This is a genomic window from uncultured Aquimarina sp. (assembly GCF_947492965.1).
In the GTDB taxonomy this organism is placed as follows: Bacteria; Bacteroidota; Bacteroidia; order Flavobacteriales; family Flavobacteriaceae; genus Aquimarina.
On record NZ_CANLOZ010000007.1, the window covers coordinates 105,163 to 126,133 of the forward strand.

Annotated in this window: 14 protein-coding genes; 8 read left to right on the top strand and 6 right to left on the bottom strand. The window is 33.8% G+C overall.

The window, feature by feature from the left end; genetic code table 11:
- Positions 1–5 precede the first annotated feature (5 nt).
- Both rpsG and rpsL read right to left on the bottom strand, forming a co-directional pair.
- The gene (gene rpsG / locus Q1B37_RS18075; RefSeq protein WP_219009333.1) at positions 6–482 is read right to left on the bottom strand and encodes a 30S ribosomal protein S7; all 477 of its coding nucleotides are present in this window, start codon (positions 480–482) and stop codon (positions 6–8) included.
- A 23-nt stretch (positions 483–505) separates the two neighbouring features.
- Complete coding sequence (gene rpsL / locus Q1B37_RS18080) at positions 506–880, bottom strand: 30S ribosomal protein S12 (RefSeq protein ID WP_024770883.1); 375 nt, start codon at positions 878–880, stop codon at positions 506–508.
- A 184-nt stretch (positions 881–1,064) separates the two neighbouring features.
- On the opposite strand from rpsL, the gene Q1B37_RS18085 reads away from it, so the two are divergent.
- From Q1B37_RS18085 to rlmB, 5 genes are all read left to right on the top strand, one after another.
- Positions 1,065–2,759, top strand: a complete 1,695-nt coding sequence (locus tag Q1B37_RS18085; protein WP_299900886.1) for a BamA/TamA family outer membrane protein — start codon at positions 1,065–1,067, stop codon at positions 2,757–2,759.
- A gap of 428 nt (positions 2,760–3,187) precedes the next feature.
- On the top strand, positions 3,188–6,400 hold the full coding sequence (locus Q1B37_RS18090; RefSeq protein ID WP_299900889.1) for a SusC/RagA family TonB-linked outer membrane protein: 3,213 nt from the start codon (positions 3,188–3,190) through the stop codon (positions 6,398–6,400).
- Between the two features lie 26 nt (positions 6,401–6,426).
- The gene (locus Q1B37_RS18095; RefSeq protein WP_299900892.1) at positions 6,427–8,058 is read left to right on the top strand and encodes a SusD/RagB family nutrient-binding outer membrane lipoprotein; all 1,632 of its coding nucleotides are present in this window, start codon (positions 6,427–6,429) and stop codon (positions 8,056–8,058) included.
- Positions 8,059–8,081: 23 nt separating this feature from the next.
- Positions 8,082–8,984 (top strand): hypothetical protein, encoded by a 903-nt coding sequence (locus Q1B37_RS18100; RefSeq protein WP_299900895.1) that lies wholly within the window; start codon positions 8,082–8,084, stop codon positions 8,982–8,984.
- A gap of 80 nt (positions 8,985–9,064) precedes the next feature.
- The gene (gene rlmB / locus Q1B37_RS18105; RefSeq protein ID WP_299900898.1) at positions 9,065–9,799 is read left to right on the top strand and encodes a 23S rRNA (guanosine(2251)-2'-O)-methyltransferase RlmB; all 735 of its coding nucleotides are present in this window, start codon (positions 9,065–9,067) and stop codon (positions 9,797–9,799) included.
- A 16-nt stretch (positions 9,800–9,815) separates the two neighbouring features.
- Here the strand turns inward: rlmB and Q1B37_RS18110 are convergent, their stop codons facing one another.
- Entirely contained in the window at positions 9,816–10,559 is a 744-nt protein-coding gene (locus Q1B37_RS18110) for a rhomboid family intramembrane serine protease (RefSeq protein ID WP_299900901.1), read from the bottom strand.
- A 348-nt stretch (positions 10,560–10,907) separates the two neighbouring features.
- Here Q1B37_RS18110 and Q1B37_RS18115 point away from each other — a divergent pair, with 348 nt between their 5' ends.
- The 3 genes from Q1B37_RS18115 (at position 10,908) to Q1B37_RS18125 (ending at position 18,100) form a co-directional block, all read left to right on the top strand.
- Positions 10,908–14,939, top strand: a complete 4,032-nt coding sequence (locus Q1B37_RS18115) for an FG-GAP-like repeat-containing protein (RefSeq protein ID WP_299900904.1) — start codon at positions 10,908–10,910, stop codon at positions 14,937–14,939.
- A 181-nt stretch (positions 14,940–15,120) separates the two neighbouring features.
- Positions 15,121–16,797, top strand: coding sequence for an aryl-sulfate sulfotransferase (locus tag Q1B37_RS18120; protein ID WP_299900908.1), 1,677 nt, complete (start codon positions 15,121–15,123; stop codon positions 16,795–16,797).
- Between the two features lie 25 nt (positions 16,798–16,822).
- Entirely contained in the window at positions 16,823–18,100 is a 1,278-nt protein-coding gene (locus tag Q1B37_RS18125) for a replication-associated recombination protein A (protein WP_299900911.1), read from the top strand.
- A 1-nt stretch (position 18,101) separates the two neighbouring features.
- On the opposite strand, the gene Q1B37_RS18130 is transcribed toward Q1B37_RS18125, so the two are convergent.
- Genes Q1B37_RS18130 through Q1B37_RS18140 form a run of 3 tightly spaced genes read right to left on the bottom strand, consistent with a single transcriptional unit; the run spans position 18,102 to position 20,958 of the window.
- Positions 18,102–18,971 (bottom strand): hypothetical protein, encoded by an 870-nt coding sequence (locus tag Q1B37_RS18130; protein ID WP_299900913.1) that lies wholly within the window; start codon positions 18,969–18,971, stop codon positions 18,102–18,104.
- Positions 18,971–20,371 (bottom strand): DUF5723 family protein, encoded by a 1,401-nt coding sequence (locus Q1B37_RS18135; RefSeq protein WP_299900915.1) that lies wholly within the window; start codon positions 20,369–20,371, stop codon positions 18,971–18,973. Before Q1B37_RS18135 ends, Q1B37_RS18130 begins: the two co-directional genes overlap by 1 nt.
- Positions 20,368–20,958, bottom strand: a complete 591-nt coding sequence (locus Q1B37_RS18140) for a hypothetical protein (RefSeq protein ID WP_299900918.1) — start codon at positions 20,956–20,958, stop codon at positions 20,368–20,370. Before Q1B37_RS18140 ends, Q1B37_RS18135 begins: the two co-directional genes overlap by 4 nt.
- Positions 20,959–20,971 lie beyond the last annotated feature (13 nt).

The window sequence follows — 20,971 nt, forward strand, 5'->3', positions numbered from 1 at the left end:
CGTGATTAAAATCTAAAGTGTGAGAATGCTTTATTTGCTTCAGCCATCTTATGGGTATCTACTCTTTTCTTAACCGCAGCACCCTCTTCTTTTTCTGCAGCAATAATCTCTGCAGCAAGTTTCTGTGCCATAGACTTTTCATTTCTCTTACGAGCAAACTGAATCAACCATTTCATCGCAGTTGATATCTTTCTGTCCGGTCTGATTGGATTAGGAATTTGGAAAGTAGCTCCTCCAACACGACGACTTCTTACTTCTACATGTGGCATTACGTTTGATAACGCATCTTTCCACATTTCCAAAGCTGTTTTTTCTTCGTTTTGTTTTTTCTCTTCTACGATATCAATCGCATCATAGAAAATTTTGAAAGCAACCGATTTCTTACCATCCCACATCATCATATTAACAAAACGAGTCACTAATTGATCATTAAAACGTGGATCAGGTAAAATAGGTCTTTTTTTAGCCTTTCTTTTTCTCATGTCTTCTTCTTAAAGTTTTTTAATTACTTTTTAGGGCGTTTTGCACCATATTTAGATCTACGTTGCGTTCTACCTTCAACACCCGCGGTGTCTAAAGCTCCACGAACAATGTGATATCTAACTCCTGGTAAATCTTTTACCCTTCCACCTCTAACTAATACTATCGAGTGCTCCTGTAGATTGTGACCCTCACCTCCGATGTATGCGTTCACTTCCTTACCATTAGTCAACCTAACACGAGCAACTTTTCTCATTGCTGAATTTGGTTTTTTTGGTGTAGTAGTATAAACACGCGTACAAACACCGCGACGTTGCGGGCACGAATCCAAAGCAGCCGATTTACTCTTCTTAGTTATTTTGGCTCTACCTTTTCTTACTAATTGTGAAATTGTTGGCATAATTTGCTTTACACTATTATTAAAATAATTTTAAATTACCTCTTTATAGAGGGCTGCAAAGGTAGAAATATTTTTCAGCAATTCAAATCCTAATGCATTAATTTTCAAATACATTTAAAATGATAGGATTAAACCGTAAGAAATACCTGTATTTTCCGTTATTTTAGCAGTATTAAATTGCAGTTTGAGAACCTTATATTTTTACATCTTCGTCCTTAATATATGTATACATTCTTTTTGTAATGGACAAAATTCGTCGATTACCCTTCAAGTAAAAGGAAAAGATTCTATCGAAACAGCAAAGATTGATAGCATTTCTTACAAGAAAACATTCGACAATTATATTGATTTAAGAACAGAAACGAGCAACCTACACAAAAAATTATTAAAAACAGGTTACCTTGACGCAGAATGGCGAGGCATCACAAAAACCTCAGACACCACATTTCTAAGTAGCTTTATACTTAACCAAAAATACACCGAGCTTATTATAAAATATGACAATGAAACATTACCCTTAAAAATAATAGAAGAGATCTCTAAAAACCCCTCCACTTCAGAATTTATTATCCCCATTGAAAAAACAGAAAACACCTTACAACACCTAACCAATTACCTAGTAAACCAAGGAAACACATTTACCAACCTTTCCTTAACCGAAATCATAAAAAAAGAGCAAAAGGTCTTTGCTAAACTTATAAGCAAAAGAGGAGTTGAAAGAAAAATCGATGATATAATCATAAAAGGTTATACCAAATTTCCAAATTCATTTTTAAAGTATAATAGCAAAATAAGAAAGGGAAGCGTTTTTAACAAAAGTGATGTTTTAAAAAAATCACAAGCAATCGACAATCTAGGTTTTAGCAAGAACATAAAACCTCCTGAAATATTATTTGAAAAAGATTCCACCAAAGTATATTTATATCTAGAAAAAAAATCAGCCAATAGCTTTGATGGATTTCTTGGGTTTTCGAACGACTCTGAATCCAACAACCTTGAATTAAATGGATATCTAAATTTGAATTTGATAAACAATCTTAATTTTGGAGAAAGATTAAATCTAATATATAAGAGTGACGGAAATGAACAACAAAGATTCCAAGCCAATTTATTCCTACCTTATGTTTTCAAATCCCCTATTGGTATTGAAGCAGGTCTCGACATTTTCAAAAAAGACTCTAGTTTTTTGATTACCGAACAAAAACTAAAGCTTAACTATTTAATAAATGACAAAAATAATATTGCCTTAGGATACAAATCAATTTCTTCAGACAATCTTCTAGACGAACCACTACCAAGTTTAAACATAGAAAACTATTCTGCTAATTTTTTCGGAATAAGCTTCAACCATACAAAAAGACAAAACAACATATTATTTCCAATAAAAAACAATTACCTCTTTGAAATAGAATACGGGACACGAAATACTGATGAATTGAAGACTAATCAAATAAAAGGAACTATCAACATAGAACACATATTCAAGTTAAACACTAGAAATAACATTTTTATTAAAAATAGTTCGGCTGCAATTTTTTCTGAAGATCTTTTTTTTAATGAGCTTTATAGATTTGGTGGAATTAATTCTGTTAGAGGTTTTGAAGAAAACAGCATCAATGCTTCATTATTCAATGTTTTTTCAACTGAGTATCGATATATCTTATCAAATAACATATACATACACACAATTACTGACTACTCCTACTTCGAAGACGAAACCAACAACATATCCGATAATCTAACCAGCTTTGGATTTGGATTAGGCCTAAATACAAAAACTGGTTTATTCAGAATAATCTTCGCTAACGGAAAAAATAGCGACGCTAACTTTGAGTTTTCAAACACTAAGGTACACCTTAGCTTGAATGCTACGTTCTAAACACCAAATAGCTCAAAAAGTCATCTTCTGATAGAAAAAACACTAAAAATCTAATATTACAAGTCAATTTTAACTACAATTTCCATATTTAAGAAAATCCAAAAAATTAACATTTCAACAAGAAATCAATTAAAACTCTTAAAACCACCCTACCCACTAAAACCTAAAGAACGCACCCAGACTATAACAAACTCAAAACAAAAGATTTAGACTGAAAAATGAATCCTAAAACAATAGTTTAATCCATCAAATTGACGACCAAAAAACAGACCAAAAATATGCCTAATCACAGAACTACAACGTTATAGTGGGATTTCACATTATATTAACTTGACCTGAACAATAATTTAATTTTTAACTAAATAAAAGTTGTTTAATTAAGATATTATTATGATTTTTGGCATTGGCTAATTCAAATAAATTATAAAATGAGAACAAAGTTTAGAGGAATTCTAACGCTATTGCTGGCGTTTGTAGTGCAACTAACGTTTGCACAAGAAAAAACGATCTCAGGTAATGTGACCGACAATAGTGGGTTACCGCTTCCAGGGGTAAACATCGTTGTAAAAGGTACCAGTAAGGGTACTCAATCCGATTTTGATGGTAACTTTACTATCGAAGTGAACAGAGGAGCTGTACTTTCTTTCAGTTACTTAGGATTTACAACAAAAGAAGTTGTGGTTGGGGACAGCAACACCATCAATGTACAACTTGAAGAAGATGCAGCGACACTTGAAGAAGTTGTTGTAACTGCACAAGGTATTAAGAGAGAAAGAAAATCTTTAGGTTATGCTATCTCTACCGTTGCATCTGATGATATTCAAGAACAGTCTAGTGCAGACCTTGGTAGAATCCTATCGGGTGAAGCAGCTGGTTTGAATATCACATCTACAAACGGTACTGCAGGTTCTGGAACAAATATCATTATTCGTGGTTTATCTACTGTTTCGGGAAGTAACCAGCCACTATTTATTGTAGATGGTGTTCCTTTCGCTAATAATACAAACCAACAGAATGCTTTCTTTAACAACGTTACGGAATCAAGTAGATTCTTGGATATTGATCCAAATAACATCGAAAGCGTAAACGTACTTAAAGGTCTTAGTGCATCTGTATTATACGGACAAGAAGGTAGAAATGGGGTAATTCTTATTACTACAAAAACAGGAGCTGCAAAAGCTTCAAACAAAAAATTTGAAGTTACTTTTTCTCAATCTCTTTTTGCTGAAGAAGCAGTATTACCAAAGTATCAGGATGAATATGGTGGTGGTTTCCATCAAAACTTCGGATTCTTCTTTAGTAACTGGGGGCCAAGTTTTAACAGAGATATAAGTGGTAACTCTTTATATAGAAGTGGTGCTCCAGGGAACCAATTCGTTGCCAATCCACTTTCTCAATTAGCTGATCAATCATTAGTTGTTGGTTTTGAAGATATCGCAGCTTCAGATTATGCTTACAGACCTTATGATAGTGTTGACAGATTTTTCAAGACTGGTTTTATCTCCAATACTTCTATAGGTATGACTGGAGGAAATGAAAATGCATCTTTTAGTGCAAACTACAGTTATTTTGATCAAGACAGTTTTACACCAGGAAACCAGTTAACTAGAAATAACATTGGTTTTGGTGGTAAAGCAAAATTAAGTAACAAAATAACTTTCCAAGGAACTGCAAACTATACAAATTCTAGATTAAAAACTCCTCCAATTTCAGCATCTGCTGGTAGTGGAACTGTTGGTGGTGGTAGTTCTGTTTTTGGTGATATTCTTTATACACCAAGAAGTGTTGATTTATTTGGTTTACCTTTCCAAGCACAAGACGGAAGAAGTGTTTACTATAGATCAGGTAATGATATCCAGAATCCTTTATGGACAATAGCAAACGCTAAAGTTACTCAGGAAACAGATAACATTTTTGGTAATGCTAGTCTTACTTATAATTTTAATGACAACTACTCTTTAACATATAGAGCAGGTTTAAATACGTTTACTGAATTTAACACTAACGGACAAAACAAAGGTGGTGTTGATGGTGATGTAACAGGATTCTACAGAACAATTCAAGTTAGAAACACAATTTTTGATAACAGTTTAATCTTAAATGGTTATGAGCAATTAAACGAAAATATTGGGTTAACTTTTATTGCTGGTTTGAATACAAGGAGAAATACATACCAACAAGAGGGTACTTTAAGTACTCAGCAGTTAGCGTTTGGAGTTTTAAGACATTTCAATTTCGTTAATCAATCTACAGCTGATTTCGATGGTGGTCGTTTAGATTTAGAATTTGAAGATAACACGATCGGTGTATATGCAGATGTTAGTCTAGATTATAAGAATTACTTATTCTTTAATGGAGTTGTTAGAAATGACTGGTTCTCTACATTAGAACAAGACAACAACTCAATCTTATATCCTGGAGCGAGTATCTCGTTAATTGCTACAGATGCTATACCTGGTTTACAAGGAGATATGTTTAACTACTTAAAGACAAGAGTAGCGTACGGAGAATCTGCAGGAGCACCTGGAGCATTTAGTACTAGAAATACTTTAGGACTTAATTCTAGAGCTTTCGTAGATGCCCAAGGAAATGTAATTTCTAGCAACGCTGTATCTAATGTATTAGGTAATGCAGATTTGAAGCCAGAAAGATTCCAAGAATTTGAAATTGGAGTTGAAACTCGTTTCTTCAACAATAGAGTAGGTTTAAACGTTAGTTTATTTAAAAGAAATACTAAGGACTTAATTACAAACCAAGCTTTAGATCCTGCTTCTGGATTTACAAACAAGGTAGTAAACTTAGGTAAATCTGAAAACGAAGGTATCGAGGTTGATTTTGATATCACTCCGTGGAAAACTGATAATTTCAAATGGTTAATCAACGGTAACTTCTATGCTGATGAAAACGTTGTAACAGAATTACCAACTGATCAAATTGCTCTAACTGCTTCTATTGGAGGTAGACCTGCAAACTATGCTATCGCTGGAGAAGCTTTTGGTATCCTTCAAGGAACAGCAATCCAAAGAGATGCTGATGGTAACCCAATTGTTGGTAGTGATGGTTTATATTTAGCTACTACAGATATTGAAATCATTGGTGATCCTAACCCAGATTGGACAGGAACACTAAAGAATACTTTCTCTTATAAAGGATTTAAATTCTCTTTTGATTTCCAATATAGACATGGTGGAGACATTTTCTCACAAACTGCTTCTACTCTTGTAGGTCGTGGTGTTGTAGACTCTGATAATCCATTAGACAGAAGAGGAGCTTACATACTACCAGGTGTTTTCCAAGATGGAACACCAAATAACATTCCTATCACTGCTACAAACGTATTTTTTGGTAACTTCGGTTTTGGACCAAACGAATCGCAAATATATGATGGTACTACTTTAAGATTAAATGAAGTTAGTCTTAGTTATGATTTCAAAAAAGAGTTCTTAAACAAAACTCCTTTTGGATCATTATCAATTACGTTACTTGGATCTAATTTATGGTACAAAGCATTTAACTTCCCTGATGACGTTAATTTTGACACTAACACCCTAAGTACAGGAGTTGGTAACGGGCAAGGTATTGACTTTATAACTGGACCAAGTTCAAGAAGATATGGTCTTAGTTTTAGAGCTACTTTCTAATTTTATTTAATACAAAAATGATAAATATGAAAAATAATATAAAAAGAATTTTATTCCTACTGGTTGTGGCTTTGGGATTCAATTCTTGTGAAACAACAGAGCTAGAGATTCTGGAAAGTCCGAATTTACTTAGACCAGATCAGGCAGATATCGACTTTTTCCTGAACAGTATCCAACAAAGTGGTGCTACCTTCTTCGAAGGAATAACCGAAGAAGGAATGGAAGTAACTCGTATACTTCACCAATTCGGTCCAACCTATGATAATGGATACGGACCGGCGCAGTTAAATGGACCATACACTACTGCTTATGCAGGTATTTTAGCGGATAACAGAGCTATGGCTCCATTAGCGCAAGAACTAAGTCTATTTACTCACATTGGTATTGGACAGATTATAGAAGCGTATTCGATCGCTACTTTAGTTGATTACTTAGGAGACATTCCTTATTCTGAAGCTATATTAGGTTTAGAAAATGAAAACCCTAATCTTGACAGTGGTCAAGCTATTTATGATGCAATGTTTGACCTATTAGATTCTGCGATCGCGAATTTAAATCAAACTCCTGCAGCGGAACCTGCTGTTGATCTTTACTACGATGGAGATAAGGATAAGTGGATTCGTTTTGCTAATACGTTAAAGATCAAATTATATTTACAAACAAGATTAGTAAATGCTGCAGCATCTACTACAGGTATTAACGCTATTATTGCTAGTGGTGACTATATCCAAACCGCTGATCAGGATTTCCAATTTCAATATTCTACTGTTGATGCAAATCCAGATAGTAGACACCCTGTATTTGCAAGAAATTTTGATAATGGTGTAGCTGATTATCAGTCTAACTCTTATATGGATTTATTATTAAACGACAAAGCAGCTGCAGATCCTAGAATTAGATATTATTTCTATAGAAATAGAGGAAACCGTTCTACAGATGCTAACGCATTACCTTGTATCGTAGAAACTGCTCCTGCTCACTATCCTGCAGGTACTGTTTTCTGTACAGCTGCTGAAGGGTATAACGGTAGAGATCACCACGATAATGATGGTATCCCACCAGATGAGAATGACAGAGCAGACTGGGGTGTATATCCTATTGGAGGAAGATTCGATGACAACAGTTTCGATGGAACAAATGATAGAACAGTTGGTGCACAAGGTGCTGGTATTTCTCCAATTATGTTAAGTACTTATGTTGATTTCATGTTGGCAGAGGCTGCTCTAGAATTAGGAACTACAGGTAACGCAAGAACATACTTGGAAGATGGAATGACAAAGTCATTCGCTAAAGTAATGAACTTCAGACCTGACCTTACCGTTGCTGCTTTTGCTCCAACTGCATTAGATGTACAAGACTATATAGATGAGGTTCTTGCTAATTATGACTCTGCAGCTGATGATGATGAAAGATTAGAAATCATCATAAAAGAATACTATATCGCATTATTTGGAAATGGTATTGAAGCATACAATACCTACAGAAGAACTGGTAAACCAGAAAACTTACAGCCATCGTTATTAGCTAACCCTGGTGTTTACATTAGATCTTTCTTATATCCAAGTAACTTGGTTGACAGAAACAGCAATGTTGAACAAAAGCCAAATCAAGCGGTTCCAGTATTTTGGGATACAAACCCAGAAGGATTTGTGGACTAATAAAAAAAATTAAAAATTAAAATATGAAAAATTTAGTAAAATTATGTCTGGTAGTTTTTTCTACCACTCTATTTTTCTCTTGCGAAGACGATGAGAAAAATCAAATTACTGACACCGTTAATGCCCCTTGGGTATATTTTGATAGCATAGATTCACCTGTAATAGACGTAACGAATATTGAAGGATCATCTTTTGAAGCAAAACTAGTTGCTCCTTTTGACAACGTAGCATCTTATGAAATATTCGTAAACTATAATTTAGCTGAGGATGCAGATGAGAACAGAATTTTATTTCCTTTAAGAACGATTACAGATTTCCCTGCCGATCTTTCAATAACAGCAGCTGATCTTGCCGCTGCTTTGGGAGTAACTGTTCCAGATCTAGGACCTGGAGATCAATTTGATTTCTTTGTTGAAATTACAGGTAATGATGGAACTGTATTTAATGGTCTTGATGAAACACAATTCTTAGGAGACATTAACAACCCTGGTTTGCAACAAGCTTTAGTATATACTACTTTTATTTCTTGCCCTTTTACAGTTGAAGAAGCGGTAGGAACATATACTATTACAAATGATGTATGGGGATATGAAGCAAGTGGTTCTGACGGACAATTCGAAGTTATTGCTGGACCAGGTCCTAACGAGATAACTATGGTAAATCCTTTTGAGCATGTAAACCCTGCAACTGGTGAGCAAGATTATAATGTTGTAATAAGTGTGGACCCGAATTCTGGGATAGCGACTATTGCAAGACAAGAAGCTTGGCATTGTGACAACTTTGGCTGCCCTTATGGTCAAGGTTTTATCGAAACAAGAGGAACTGGTTTCTTATTCGCTTGTACTGGAACTCTTACTATAACAGCAAGAGCATCAGTTGGTATAGGTGGATGGAGCCCTGCGGCATTTGTTGCTAATAAAAATTAAATTTATTTAGTTTCTAACAATAAATTTGAGCATCCTGATGAAATTTCATCAGGATGTTTTTGTTTTAATAATTTCAAATTATGAATAAAGAGCACTTAATTTTCGGTATACGCTCTATAATCGAAGCAATTAATTCTGAAAAAACAATAGATAAGCTTTTCATCCAAAAAGGGTTAAAAGGAGAACTGATTAAAGAATTATTAGAATTAGCAAAAGGCAAAAACATATCATCTTCATATGTTCCTATTGAAAAATTAAATAAACTTACTCGTAAAAATCATCAAGGAGCAGTTGCTTTTATATCACCTATAGAATTTCATGATTTAGAAAACCTGACGTTAAAAGTTATAGAATCTGGAGAAACACCTTTATTTTTAATCCTTGATCAATTGTCTGATGTTCGTAATTTTGGAGCAATTATCAGAACCGCTGAATGCACAGGAGTACATGGCATTATTATCCAGAAAAAAGGAGGCGCACCTGTTAGCGCAGATACCGTAAAGACATCAACTGGGGCAATTTTTAAAATACCCATTTGTAAAGTGGACCATATAAAAGACGCTATGTTTTACCTACAAGCCTCAGGAATACAAGTAATTGCTGCTACAGAAAAAGCGAATAATTCTATTTATGATATCAACCTATCTATTCCTTTGGCTATTGTAATGGGTAGTGAAGGAAAAGGAATATCCAGTTCTGTTCTAAAGATTGCTGATCATACGGCTAAACTACCTATGTATGGAGAAATAGCATCTTTAAATGTTTCAGTAGCCTGTGGAGTATTTTTATACGAATGTATTAGACAAAGGTTATAAAAGATAAGAGTTTCCTCTACTCTTCTTCAGTATTATTATTTGACAGAGAATTATATTCGTACATAATCTCAATATTTTCCACAATATCTGGCTCTGGCAGATTCTCGATAAAATTACCATTCTCATCAAAGTGTTTTAGGAATTCATCTTCTTCAGGGTTATAATCATCGGACTCCCAGTTATACCTTTTAGGAATTGCAATTCCCTTCTTAATAATGAATGCCAAAAGTACTCCTACAATCAGTCCAGATAAATGACCTTCCCATGATATTTTTGGATCAATTGGAAATGTATACCAAATCATACTCCCATAGATAAAAACTACTACAAAAGACAGAGCTATTAACCTGAAATGTTTTGCTATAATTCCTTTTAAAAAAAGAAATCCAAACAACATGTATATTATTCCACTAGCACCAATATGATTAGCAGAACGCCCCAAAAACCAAGTTAAAACACCAGTTAAAATACCTCCTATAAGGATCACTCTCCATGAGTTTCTCGGATAGAAAAAGAAAAGTGATGCTGATAAAATAAGCAAGGGCAAGGTGTTATGCCACAAGTGAGACAAATCTCCATGAATAAAAGGAGAAAACAGAATCCCCCTCAACCCTATTAAAGTTCTTGGATATATCCCAAAATTATTAAAATCAAAGCCAAATCTCACCTCAAACCAAAACACTACCCAAATTAGCAATACAAATAATATGGGATATCCAATAACTCCCGTTGTAAATTTAAAGTCATATCCTTTTTCCATAGTAACCAAAAGGCAAAAAAGAATCCAAAATAAGTTGATATGCTAAATTGTCAGAAACTTAGAGTTATTTAAAAATCAATCAACTTAAGAAACAAGGTAAATTCTTTTTACATTTCTACAATTACAACATCCAAAACACAGAAATTCTCGAGACAAAAACCGAAAGTTTTGTAATCAACCCATTATACAAATAATTCTAGAATTACATTATTCATGTATATTATCTCAAAACTGACAAAAAAACTCATAAAAACAATATGTATCCTTAATTTTATGAATCGTTCTGGAAAAACATTTCATTAATTACGTTAAATTTGTATAATAAAAGTTTTTGTAAAAAACTAAAGAATGAAACACTATTTACACTCAAAATACAATTTATCATACTATATTATCATATTTTCAATAATCCCAATGTTTGGGTTCGCACAAGTATTTGAAAGAATAGAAACGATTGTAGGATTAGGCGATCTTAAAAGAAATAATGGCGTTGCAGTTGCCGATTATGATGGAGATGGTGACTTGGACTTATTTGTAGTTTCTTTAGAAAAAGATGACCCTAATAAAGAATATAGTAAAAGTAGACTATATCGAAATGAAAATGATGGTACCTTTCAAGATGTAACAGAAGAATCTGGATTAGTAGGCTTTATTTCTATTGACCAACAAACACCTGATTTTGATGGACTTACAGGTGACAAATTTGGTGCTTTCTGGGGAGATTACGATAACGATGGTTTTCCTGATATTTTTTTCACTCAATTAAATAAAGTCCAACTATTTCACAACAACTCCGATGGAACCTTCACAGAAGTGACGGAAGATGCTGGCTTTGATCTAAATGATACCTGTGGAAATACTAATGCTGCTTGGTTTGACTATAACAATGATGGATTTCTTGATTTATTTTTAAGTGATTGGAGAACTTGTTCTGGAAATAAACTCTACAAAAATAACGGTGATGGAACATTTTCAAACCTTACCGAAGAATTGATTGCTCCAGAATTCAATCTCCGTTCTTCTCCAAGTTACACAGCGTTTCCATTTGATTTTAATGAAGATGGGTGGATGGATATTTACATTGCGAATGACCTTATTAAACCAAACAGCCTGTTGATAAATCAAGAAGGATCTTCTTTTATGGATTCTGCTCAAGAATATGGACTTTCAAGTTCGGCTGATGATATGGGAATTTGCATGAGCGATGTTAATAATGATGGACTCTTTGACCTTTTCATAACTGCAATTTCTAGGAACATTCTTTTAACAAATAATGGTAATAATACATTTCAAAACAGCACTGAAACTTATGGAATTAGTGGCACTGGATGGGCTTGGGGAAACAAGTTTGCGGATTTTGATTTAGATGGTGATGAAGATTTATTTATTGTAAATGGATACGACTACCCTGGAAACCAAAAGGAATTTAATGTTTACTATGAAAATTTATTAAATGAAAATTCTCTAACCTTTCGAGATAGAACTAGAATCGTAGGACTTCAGGATATAGGATATTCTACTGAAGGCTTAGACTTTGATTACGATAACGATGGTGATCTTGATCTTATAGTAACCAATACAGATGGAAATCCTTTTTTTTACGAAAATAGAACACTAGATTATGACCAAGATAGTAATCTAAATTGGTTTAAAATTATTCTTGAAGGCGTCACATCAAACAAAAATGCTTTTGGCACTAAAATTACTTTAAAAACAGATCAAGGAATATATCGACGTTATTATAATGGTATAGGTTTTTTAGGTCAAAGCATTAAACCCATTCATTTTGGACTTAATACATCCTCAGAAATTTTAGAACTAATTATAAAGTGGCCTTCTGGTATAGAAGAAGTTTATCAAAACATAGAAATTAATACGAATATAAAAGCTATAGAAGGAAGTGGTTACGAAATATTAGAAATAGACCCAAGTATTAAAATAAGAGGATGTACAGATCCAGTAGCTTGTAATTATAACCCTCTAGCAACCACTTCTGATGGTTCTTGTCAATATCTTTCTGCAAATTCAATAATTGGAAATACTGATCCGAGTTTTTTAAGTACAGAAACTTATACCTTAGAAGGCTCCAATAATTCTACAGTAAATTGGGAGATAGAAGGTGGAGAAATTATTTCTGAACAAGGAGAAAGCTCTATTACCGTTCGATGGGGAATTGAAACATTAGCTAAGATCAAAGCTACGGAAGTATCAAATGATTGTTCTAGTGAAGAAAACGTGCTAGTAATCAATTTAAATCCTAATGAAATCCCAGACGAAATATCCATCGCAAGATTATGGAATGAAGTACTTTTGTCTTCGATAAGAGGAGATTTTGCAAGACCAACTGTACATGCACGTAATCTTTTTCATACTAGTATTGCAATGTATGATGCTTGGGCAATTTATGATGAAAATGCGAGACCATACCTGACTGGAAATCAAGTTCATAATTTCTCTAGTACATTGGATGTTTTTTTTCCAAACGAAAGCATTGAAGAATCTAGAAATAAAGCGATTAGTTACGCAGTTTATAGAGTGTTGACATCACGATTTAAGAATTCTCCAAGTTCGGCGGTTACCAAAGAAAAATTAGACTTTTTAATGACCAAGTTAGGATATGACATCGATTATACTTCGAATGATTATCAAAATGGAAATGCAGCAGCTTTAGGTAATTATATTGGTGAAACGATTATTAAGTATGGATTAAAAGACAATTCCAATGAGATAAATGATTATAAGAATGAATTTTACACTCCAATAAATTCCCCTCTAGCGCCTGCCGTTTCTGGAAACCCCATTTTAGAAGATCCTAACCGCTGGCAACCGTTAAGCCTAGATACATTTATTGACCAAAGTGGTAATTTAATTGAAGGAACAACCCCAAGCTTTTTAAGTCCAGAATGGGGAGAAGTTTTACCATTTGCCCTTAAAAGCAGTAATAAAACTCAATACAACCGTCTTGACGACCAATACAGTGTGTATCACGACCCTCTACCTCCACCATACCTAAATACTGAATCAGAAGATTACTATAAATGGGGGTTTTCTATGGTTGCAATATGGGGATCTCATTTAGATCAACGAGACAATGTAATGATAGATATTTCTCCGAGATCACTAGGAAATCAAAACATAAATTCTTTTCCTACTTCTTTTAATGAATATCCAAACTTCTACAACTATATAGAGGGAGGAGATCAAAGTAATGGATACGATATAAACCCATACACAAATGCCCCTTACGAACCTCAAATAGTACCTAGAGGAGACTACGCCCGTGTACTAGCTGAATTTTGGGCTGATGGTCCAGATTCAGAAACTCCTCCAGGCCATTGGTATACAATACTTAACTATATAAATGACCACCCCGCTCTAATCAAAAAAATGGGAGGACAAGGTACCACACTAAGTTCATTAGAATGGGATGTAAAAACTTATTTTATTTTAGGAGGAGCCATGCATGATTCCGCAATTTCCGCTTGGAGTGTCAAAGGATGGTATGATTATATACGCCCTATATCTGCAATACGTTATATGGCAGACAAAGGTCAAAGTTCAGACCCGCAATTACCTAATTATAATCAAGATGAAGGTATACCCTTGGTTTCTGGATTTATTGAGGTAGTCACAGAAAATGACCCTTTATCCGGTATTGACAATCAAAATGTAGGTAAAATAAAACTATACACTTGGAAAGGACCTGATTATATAACTAATCCTGAAACAGATCAGGCTGGAGTGGGTTGGATACTAGCTGAAAACTTTTGGCCTTATCAAAGACCTTCATTTGTTACCCCTCCCTTTGCGGGTTATGTCTCTGGACATTCCACGTATTCTAGAGCTGCTGCAGAAGCACTAACTCTAATAACTGGAAATGAATTTTTCCCAGGAGGATATGGTGAATTCATAGCAAAGAAAAATCAATTTCTTGTTTTTGAAGAGGGACCTTCTGTAGACATTAAGCTACAATGGGCGACTTATCGAGATGCTTCAGATCAATGTTCTTTATCCCGAATATGGGGTGGAATTCATCCACCTGCAGACGATTTACCTGGAAGATTTATTGGAGAAAAAGTAGGTAAAGACGCATATGCATATGCTATACCTTATTTTACAGGTAAAAACTCTAATTCAGAACCCATTAATAATAGTATCATATACCCAATACCTGTAATAGATAGGAACATATTCATTAAAGAAACGACAGAAAATTACTCTTTTGAATTATTCGAAATTACAGGAAAAAAAGTGCCTTTGGAATCTATACAATATGCCGCATTTTCAAACACTACAAAATTAGTACTCCCGAATATTATAACTTCTGGGATATACCTATTAAAGGTTAACGATACCGTTAAAAAAATAGTAATCCTATAAAAAAAACAATTAAACAAATTAATCATTAATTAGTGATAGAATAATAAACTTCCTGATTCCCTTTAACATAAATAATAAAGTTTTACAATTAGAAGTTATTTAGATCTTATTTTTCTGCTAAATTAAGTTTAATTGGCTTTGATAAGTTATCTTTACAATTAAAAAATCATCTCATAATCTCATGGAAATAAAATTATACGACTATAAGATTCTTTTTATTATTTGTTTTTTATTAATCACTTCGACAGCACACTCCCAGAACACTTTAGGTGCAACATTAAATACGGATAATTCGTTTATTGGATATACCTTATTATCACCTAATTCACCACTTCTCCCGAGTAAGACTTTTTTAATTAATAATTGTGGAGAAATAGTTAATGAATGGAGCAGTAATTACAAAGCTTGGGGAGTTGATTATATAACAAACAATGGAGATCTTTACAGTGCTCATGTTGATAACAAATCAACATTAAATATTCGTGGAAATACAGGAAGAATAGAAAAAAAAGACTGGAACAATAACTTAATATGGGGATACACCTTTTCTGATACTGATTTTAGTTTCCATCATGATTATCTTCCTTTACCAAATGGAAATATAATACTTGTAGTAGCTTATAGAAAAACAGAACAAGAAGCTATAGCTATAGGGAGAGATCCTTCTACTTTAGATGAGGGTGAACTTTATGATGAAAGAATTATTGAAATTAAACCAATTGGTAATGATGATATTGAAATTGTATGGGAATGGAGATTATGGGATCACTTGATTCAGGATTTTGATTCATCGAAAAGCAATTTTGGAACAATTTCAGATCATCCTGAGCTCCTGGATGTTAACTTTACTGGTAATTCCAACTCTGATGCTGACTGGCTGCATATAAGCTCTATAGATTATAACAACCAGCTAGACCAAATACTTTTTAGTTCACCAAGATTGAGTGAGTTTTATGTGATCGATCATTCTACAACAACTGCTGAAGCTGCCACAAGCTCTGGAGGAAATAGTGGAAAAGGAGGAGATATTCTATATAGATGGGGAAATCCACAAATATATGATCGAGGAGGAAACGACGATCAAAAATTATATGGCCAACATACGGTGCATTGGATTCCAACTGGACTTCAGGATGAAGGAAAGTTTATGCTTTTTAATAATGGTTCGGGAAGAGATTTTTCTTCTGTTGATATTATCAACCCTCCAGTAGATCAAAATGGTAATTACACTATTACTAATGCCACTCCTTTTTTACCTTCTGAACCTGATTGGTCCTATTCCAACGAAAGCAATCCTATAGATTTTTTCTCTCCTCTAATATCTTCTGCATATAGATTAGAAAATGGAAACATTCTGATTACCGAAGGAACAAAATCTAAAATATTCGAAATAAATGCTCAAAAAGAAATTGTTTGGGAATATATTTCCCCTTACAGGAATGATGTTATTCTTTCCCAAGGAGATACTAATACTGGTGCTGCTGCTTCATGGATTTTTAGAGGCAAACGATATTCATACGATTATTCTGCATTCATTGGAAAAGATTTAACTCCAACGGGATATATAGAACAGAATCCTGTCCCTGCTAATTGCACATTATTTAATACACTTTCAGTAGAAGAGTTTGATTTAGATACTAGTTTTGCCATATACCCTAATCCCAGTAATGATATCATCAATATTACTAATAGAAAAAGTTTAGACTACGAAGTGGAATTATTTTCTTTTAATGGACAAAAGATAACTCTTAAACTGGATAAAAATAGTCTTGACCTATCTACTTTGACGTCCGGAATTTACTTACTTAGAATTAACACTGAAAACGACAGCTTAATAAAAAAGGTAGTAAAGAGATGATAGTTTAACAGCATACTAAATTGGTATGAACAAACCTCTAGCGGAAAGAATACGTCCCAGATCCTTAGAAGAGTATTTAAGTCAAGAACATTTGATTGGTGATGATGGTTCCTTAACCAAACAGATCAAAAATGGAATCATCCCATCTCTAATTTTTTGGGGCCCTCCAGGCGTAGGTAAAACAACACTAGCTAATATTATTGCCAGTGAATCTGATCGCCCATTTTATACACTCAGTGCTATTAATAGTGGTGTAAAGGAAGTACGAGAGGTAATTGATAAAGCAAAACAAAGCGGTGGATTGTTCACTTCTAAAAATCCAATTCTTTTTATTGATGAAATTCATCGTTTTAGTAAATCACAACAAGATTCCTTACTCGGAGCAGTGGAAAAAGGATGGGTAACGTTAATTGGAGCTACTACGGAAAACCCAAGTTTTGAAGTAATTCCTGCCTTACTCTCCAGATGTCAGGTTTATGTTTTAAAACCTTTCGAAAAAAAGGAATTAGAAGCACTTTTGGCTAGAGCAATGGTTCAAGATGAATATATATCATCAAAGAATATTGAACTCAAAGAAACGGAAGCTTTATTACGTTTAAGTGGTGGTGATGCTAGAAAATTATTAAACATTTTTGAACTGATTGTCAGTAGTCAAGAAAACAATGAAATAATAATTACGAATGATCTGGTTCTTAAACTGGTGCAACAAAACACTGTTAGGTATGACAAAACCGGAGAACAGCACTATGATATTATTTCCGCATTTATCAAATCAGTAAGAGGCAGTGACCCAAACGCAGCCGTGTATTGGTTAGCAAGAATGATTGAAGGTGGAGAAGATCTTAAATTTTTGGCCAGAAGAATGATTATTTTAGCTTCGGAAGATATTGGAAATGCGAATCCTACAGCACTTATTATGGCAAATAACACTTTTCAGGCTGTAACCACAGTTGGGTACCCAGAAGCCAGAATCATCTTAAGCCAGTGTGCAGTTTATCTAGCAACTTCTCCAAAAAGTAATGCATCCTACATGGCAATTAATAAAGCGCAACAACTAGTTAGGCAAACTGGTGATTTACCTGTTCCTTTGCATATAAGAAATGCTCCTACTAAATTAATGAAAGAACTAGGATATGGAGAAGATTATAAATATGCTCATGACCATACAAATAACTTTGTAGATCAGGAGTTTTTACCAAAATCACTAGAAAACACAAAACTCTATGAACCTGGCAATAATCAACGAGAGAATGCTTTTAGATCATTTCTAAAATTGCGATGGAAAGATAAGTACAATTACTAGTTTATTGACGCGCAAAAGTATCCGTGATTAATTTATCAGTAACAGGATTAATTCTATCTAAAATAAAATTACCATAAGCATCAAAATAACCACTACCACTTAAATCTCCAGCTTTAACGATATAGTCGTTTTTTCTACTAGACTTTAAAATCTTGCCTAAAGAAAGAACAGAACTCCCCTTTTTTTGTGATAACTCAAAACCAAACTCTTTCTTATTGAAAAGATATGTTTCATCGTTATAAGTAAAGGAAATAGTTTTCTGAGAAGATACAATTGTTTTTTCCCAAACCTGCTCTTTAGTATTCTTTTCATTTATCATTGAGTTTGCACTCTCTGATTTAGACATAGTAGGCGCTGCGTTCTCAACTGAATTATTTACTTCTTTTGGCACATTGGACTGTGGACTGCTCACTGCAACCATATTCTCTTTTTTACCGTTATACTTATAATTCAAGGCTTGGATATCTTTAAAAGCATTTCTTAAAGCTTCATGATAAGATTTTTTATACTCTTTTTCTCTACTAGTCCCTTCTTTAGTACTAAATACAACTATTCCGTTGCAATCTTTTAAATCTACAATAAGTTTGGTCTTCAATAATCCAGAATTTTTCCTTACATCTGCTGTTAAACCCTTGCAACCATTAGTTTTTAAATCTTCTGGTAAATCCTCACCTCGAATAAAAGCAGTAAACCCATATTTTTCAAACAAAAACTTGGTTAACGAATTTAATTGATAGTCATCATTTTCTCGCAAAAAGACGTAACCTTCTGGCACAATTACATATTTATAATCATTCACCGAATTTTGAGCCCAGAAATTATTGATAAAGAAAAAAGCAAGCCCAAAAAAGAAAACACGTGTTATATTCATTACATTATTACATTAAATCCTAATTGGACGGATGCTCCTCTCGCATCAGCCAGATTAGAATATTCTAAAAGATTATTTGCCGAAATATAAAAATTAATTTTATTAAAATGAGTAGACATTAAAAAACCGATGTTTTTAAAGGAATAATCGTCTACCGTATAAGTTAATTTTGTTCTCAGAAAACTGGATAATCGTTTGTAATAAAACAATGATGCTGCATATTGAGGTCTTTTAGGTCTAAATTGTGTAAATACTTGCAGTCCAAACGCATCTTGATATAAAGGTCCTTCTCCCTCTATCGCGCAGTTACAAGTACCGTCATCATATCTGTTAAACGAATACCTTATAGAACTGTTCAGTTTTAATGGTCTTAATGCGGCATAACTTGTACTTAGCGTATCAATCGGTATTGCTTCTTCTAATTCATTCAATATATCTTGCCCATTATCATCTGTAATGGGAGTTTCTAATCCCTCAAAAACAAAATTACCTCTTGCCCTATAAGTCTCCACATCTTTGGTGTAAAAAATCATTCCTAAATCTGTCATACTTCCCGTAAGCGTCCACTGATCTTCTATTTTATAACTAAATCCTAGATCTACACCTACTCCTAAGTTTCCTCCAAGAAATGCTCTTCCAATAAACTTATTCACCACTTGACTAGCACCATCTGCATTATCCTCAGATTCGATATCTCGCAGAGACGCATAACCTGCTGTTTGTATACTTACATCAGCATTGCTAATTACATGCTGATAGATGTTATTACCTTGTGGAGTCTCGATAGTAGTAAATGTCCCACGATTTTTTGTACTTCTAAAATTAAAAATACTAGAATACAACTTTGCTCTAGCTCCAAAAGTTAATTTCTTATTTACTTTTTTATTGTAACCAAAATGATACACTGTTAGCAATTCTCCGGTAGCTCTTATATTAGAAAACCGAAATGGGACATTTATAAAATCCTGATTTCCTTGATAAGCTAGAACTGCGAAGTCTTTAGGAAAATATACAATCAGATCAAGCTCCTGGTACAATCCGCCTGAATAATACAAATCTTTATTGTTTTTGCTACGCCAACCAAAACTAAGTAACTCTAATTGTTCTGTTAAAGTGAAGTAGTCGTTACTAGTAAGTGTATTGATTGTATTCTCTATTTTATCATTAATATCCCTACCATCATCTGCAAACACATCATAGATTGAGGCTCCTCTAAAGCCAACGTTTAGATGTATCTGAGATAAAAAAGGAACTCCAGCGTGATATTTAAAATTCACCTCTGCGCCTGGATTAAGCATAAGCGACTGCGGTAGATCAGTAAAATCGTATAAGGTTTCTTTATTTTGAGAATATAATGAGCATCCCAATAAACCTAAAAAAAGGCACAATAAGATTCTCATAATTCATAATTTACATAGTAACTGGCTTTTGATCTAATATGTAAAACACCTCTTAAGTCCGTGTTTAATGTGGGTACAATGATTTCTGTTGCAATTTTTTGGGCAGAAGACAATTGGTTTAAAGTAGCATTATCTAAAACAATTGGATCAGGATCTGAGAAAGATACAACCGGTTGTGTACCTGGTCCCATTCCTGCTTGCACAGGAACATTGTATAATTGTCCGATTGGTTGATCATTTTCGGTTAAAAATTGAAATTGAATAAGAAATGCTCGCTCAATAGTATTACGAACTTCGATTGTAAGTTCGACTCTATCTAAATTATCCACTGCAAAATCAGTTCCTACTAAATCATAATTTGCAGTATCCCTTACAACCTCAGGAGGTATGGTAAATTCTGTATCAGGAGGAAGTCCATCTGGAATATATTCCTCGATATCAAATTCTGAATAAATAAAATCCGCCTCAAAGACAGGAGTTAAAACAACATCTTCTAGTTGCTCGAAATCTAATTCTTCAACGCACGAAACGGTTGACATTATTGCGCTGAAAAACAGCAGCAATGCATAAGTTTTTTTTGTTTTCATCTGGGGGAGTTGT

Bases quoted from the DNA above. Each gene is read 5' to 3' on its own strand.
- rpsG (WP_219009333.1), bottom strand. From the start codon at position 482: ATGAGAAAAAGAAAGGCTAAAAAAAGACCTATTTTACCTGATCCACGT.
- rpsL (WP_024770883.1), bottom strand. From the start codon at position 880: ATGCCAACAATTTCACAATTAGTAAGAAAAGGTAGAGCCAAAATAACT.
- Q1B37_RS18090 (WP_299900889.1), top strand. From the start codon at position 3,188: ATGAGAACAAAGTTTAGAGGAATTCTAACGCTATTGCTGGCGTTTGTA.
- Q1B37_RS18095 (WP_299900892.1), top strand. From the start codon at position 6,427: ATGAAAAATAATATAAAAAGAATTTTATTCCTACTGGTTGTGGCTTTG.
- Q1B37_RS18100 (WP_299900895.1), top strand. From the start codon at position 8,082: ATGAAAAATTTAGTAAAATTATGTCTGGTAGTTTTTTCTACCACTCTA.
- rlmB (WP_299900898.1), top strand. From the start codon at position 9,065: ATGAATAAAGAGCACTTAATTTTCGGTATACGCTCTATAATCGAAGCA.
- Q1B37_RS18110 (WP_299900901.1), bottom strand. From the start codon at position 10,559: ATGGAAAAAGGATATGACTTTAAATTTACAACGGGAGTTATTGGATAT.
- Q1B37_RS18115 (WP_299900904.1), top strand. From the start codon at position 10,908: ATGAAACACTATTTACACTCAAAATACAATTTATCATACTATATTATC.
- Q1B37_RS18120 (WP_299900908.1), top strand. From the start codon at position 15,121: ATGGAAATAAAATTATACGACTATAAGATTCTTTTTATTATTTGTTTT.
- Q1B37_RS18125 (WP_299900911.1), top strand. From the start codon at position 16,823: ATGAACAAACCTCTAGCGGAAAGAATACGTCCCAGATCCTTAGAAGAG.
- Q1B37_RS18130 (WP_299900913.1), bottom strand. From the start codon at position 18,971: ATGAATATAACACGTGTTTTCTTTTTTGGGCTTGCTTTTTTCTTTATC.
- Q1B37_RS18135 (WP_299900915.1), bottom strand. From the start codon at position 20,371: ATGAGAATCTTATTGTGCCTTTTTTTAGGTTTATTGGGATGCTCATTA.
- Q1B37_RS18140 (WP_299900918.1), bottom strand. From the start codon at position 20,958: ATGAAAACAAAAAAAACTTATGCATTGCTGCTGTTTTTCAGCGCAATA.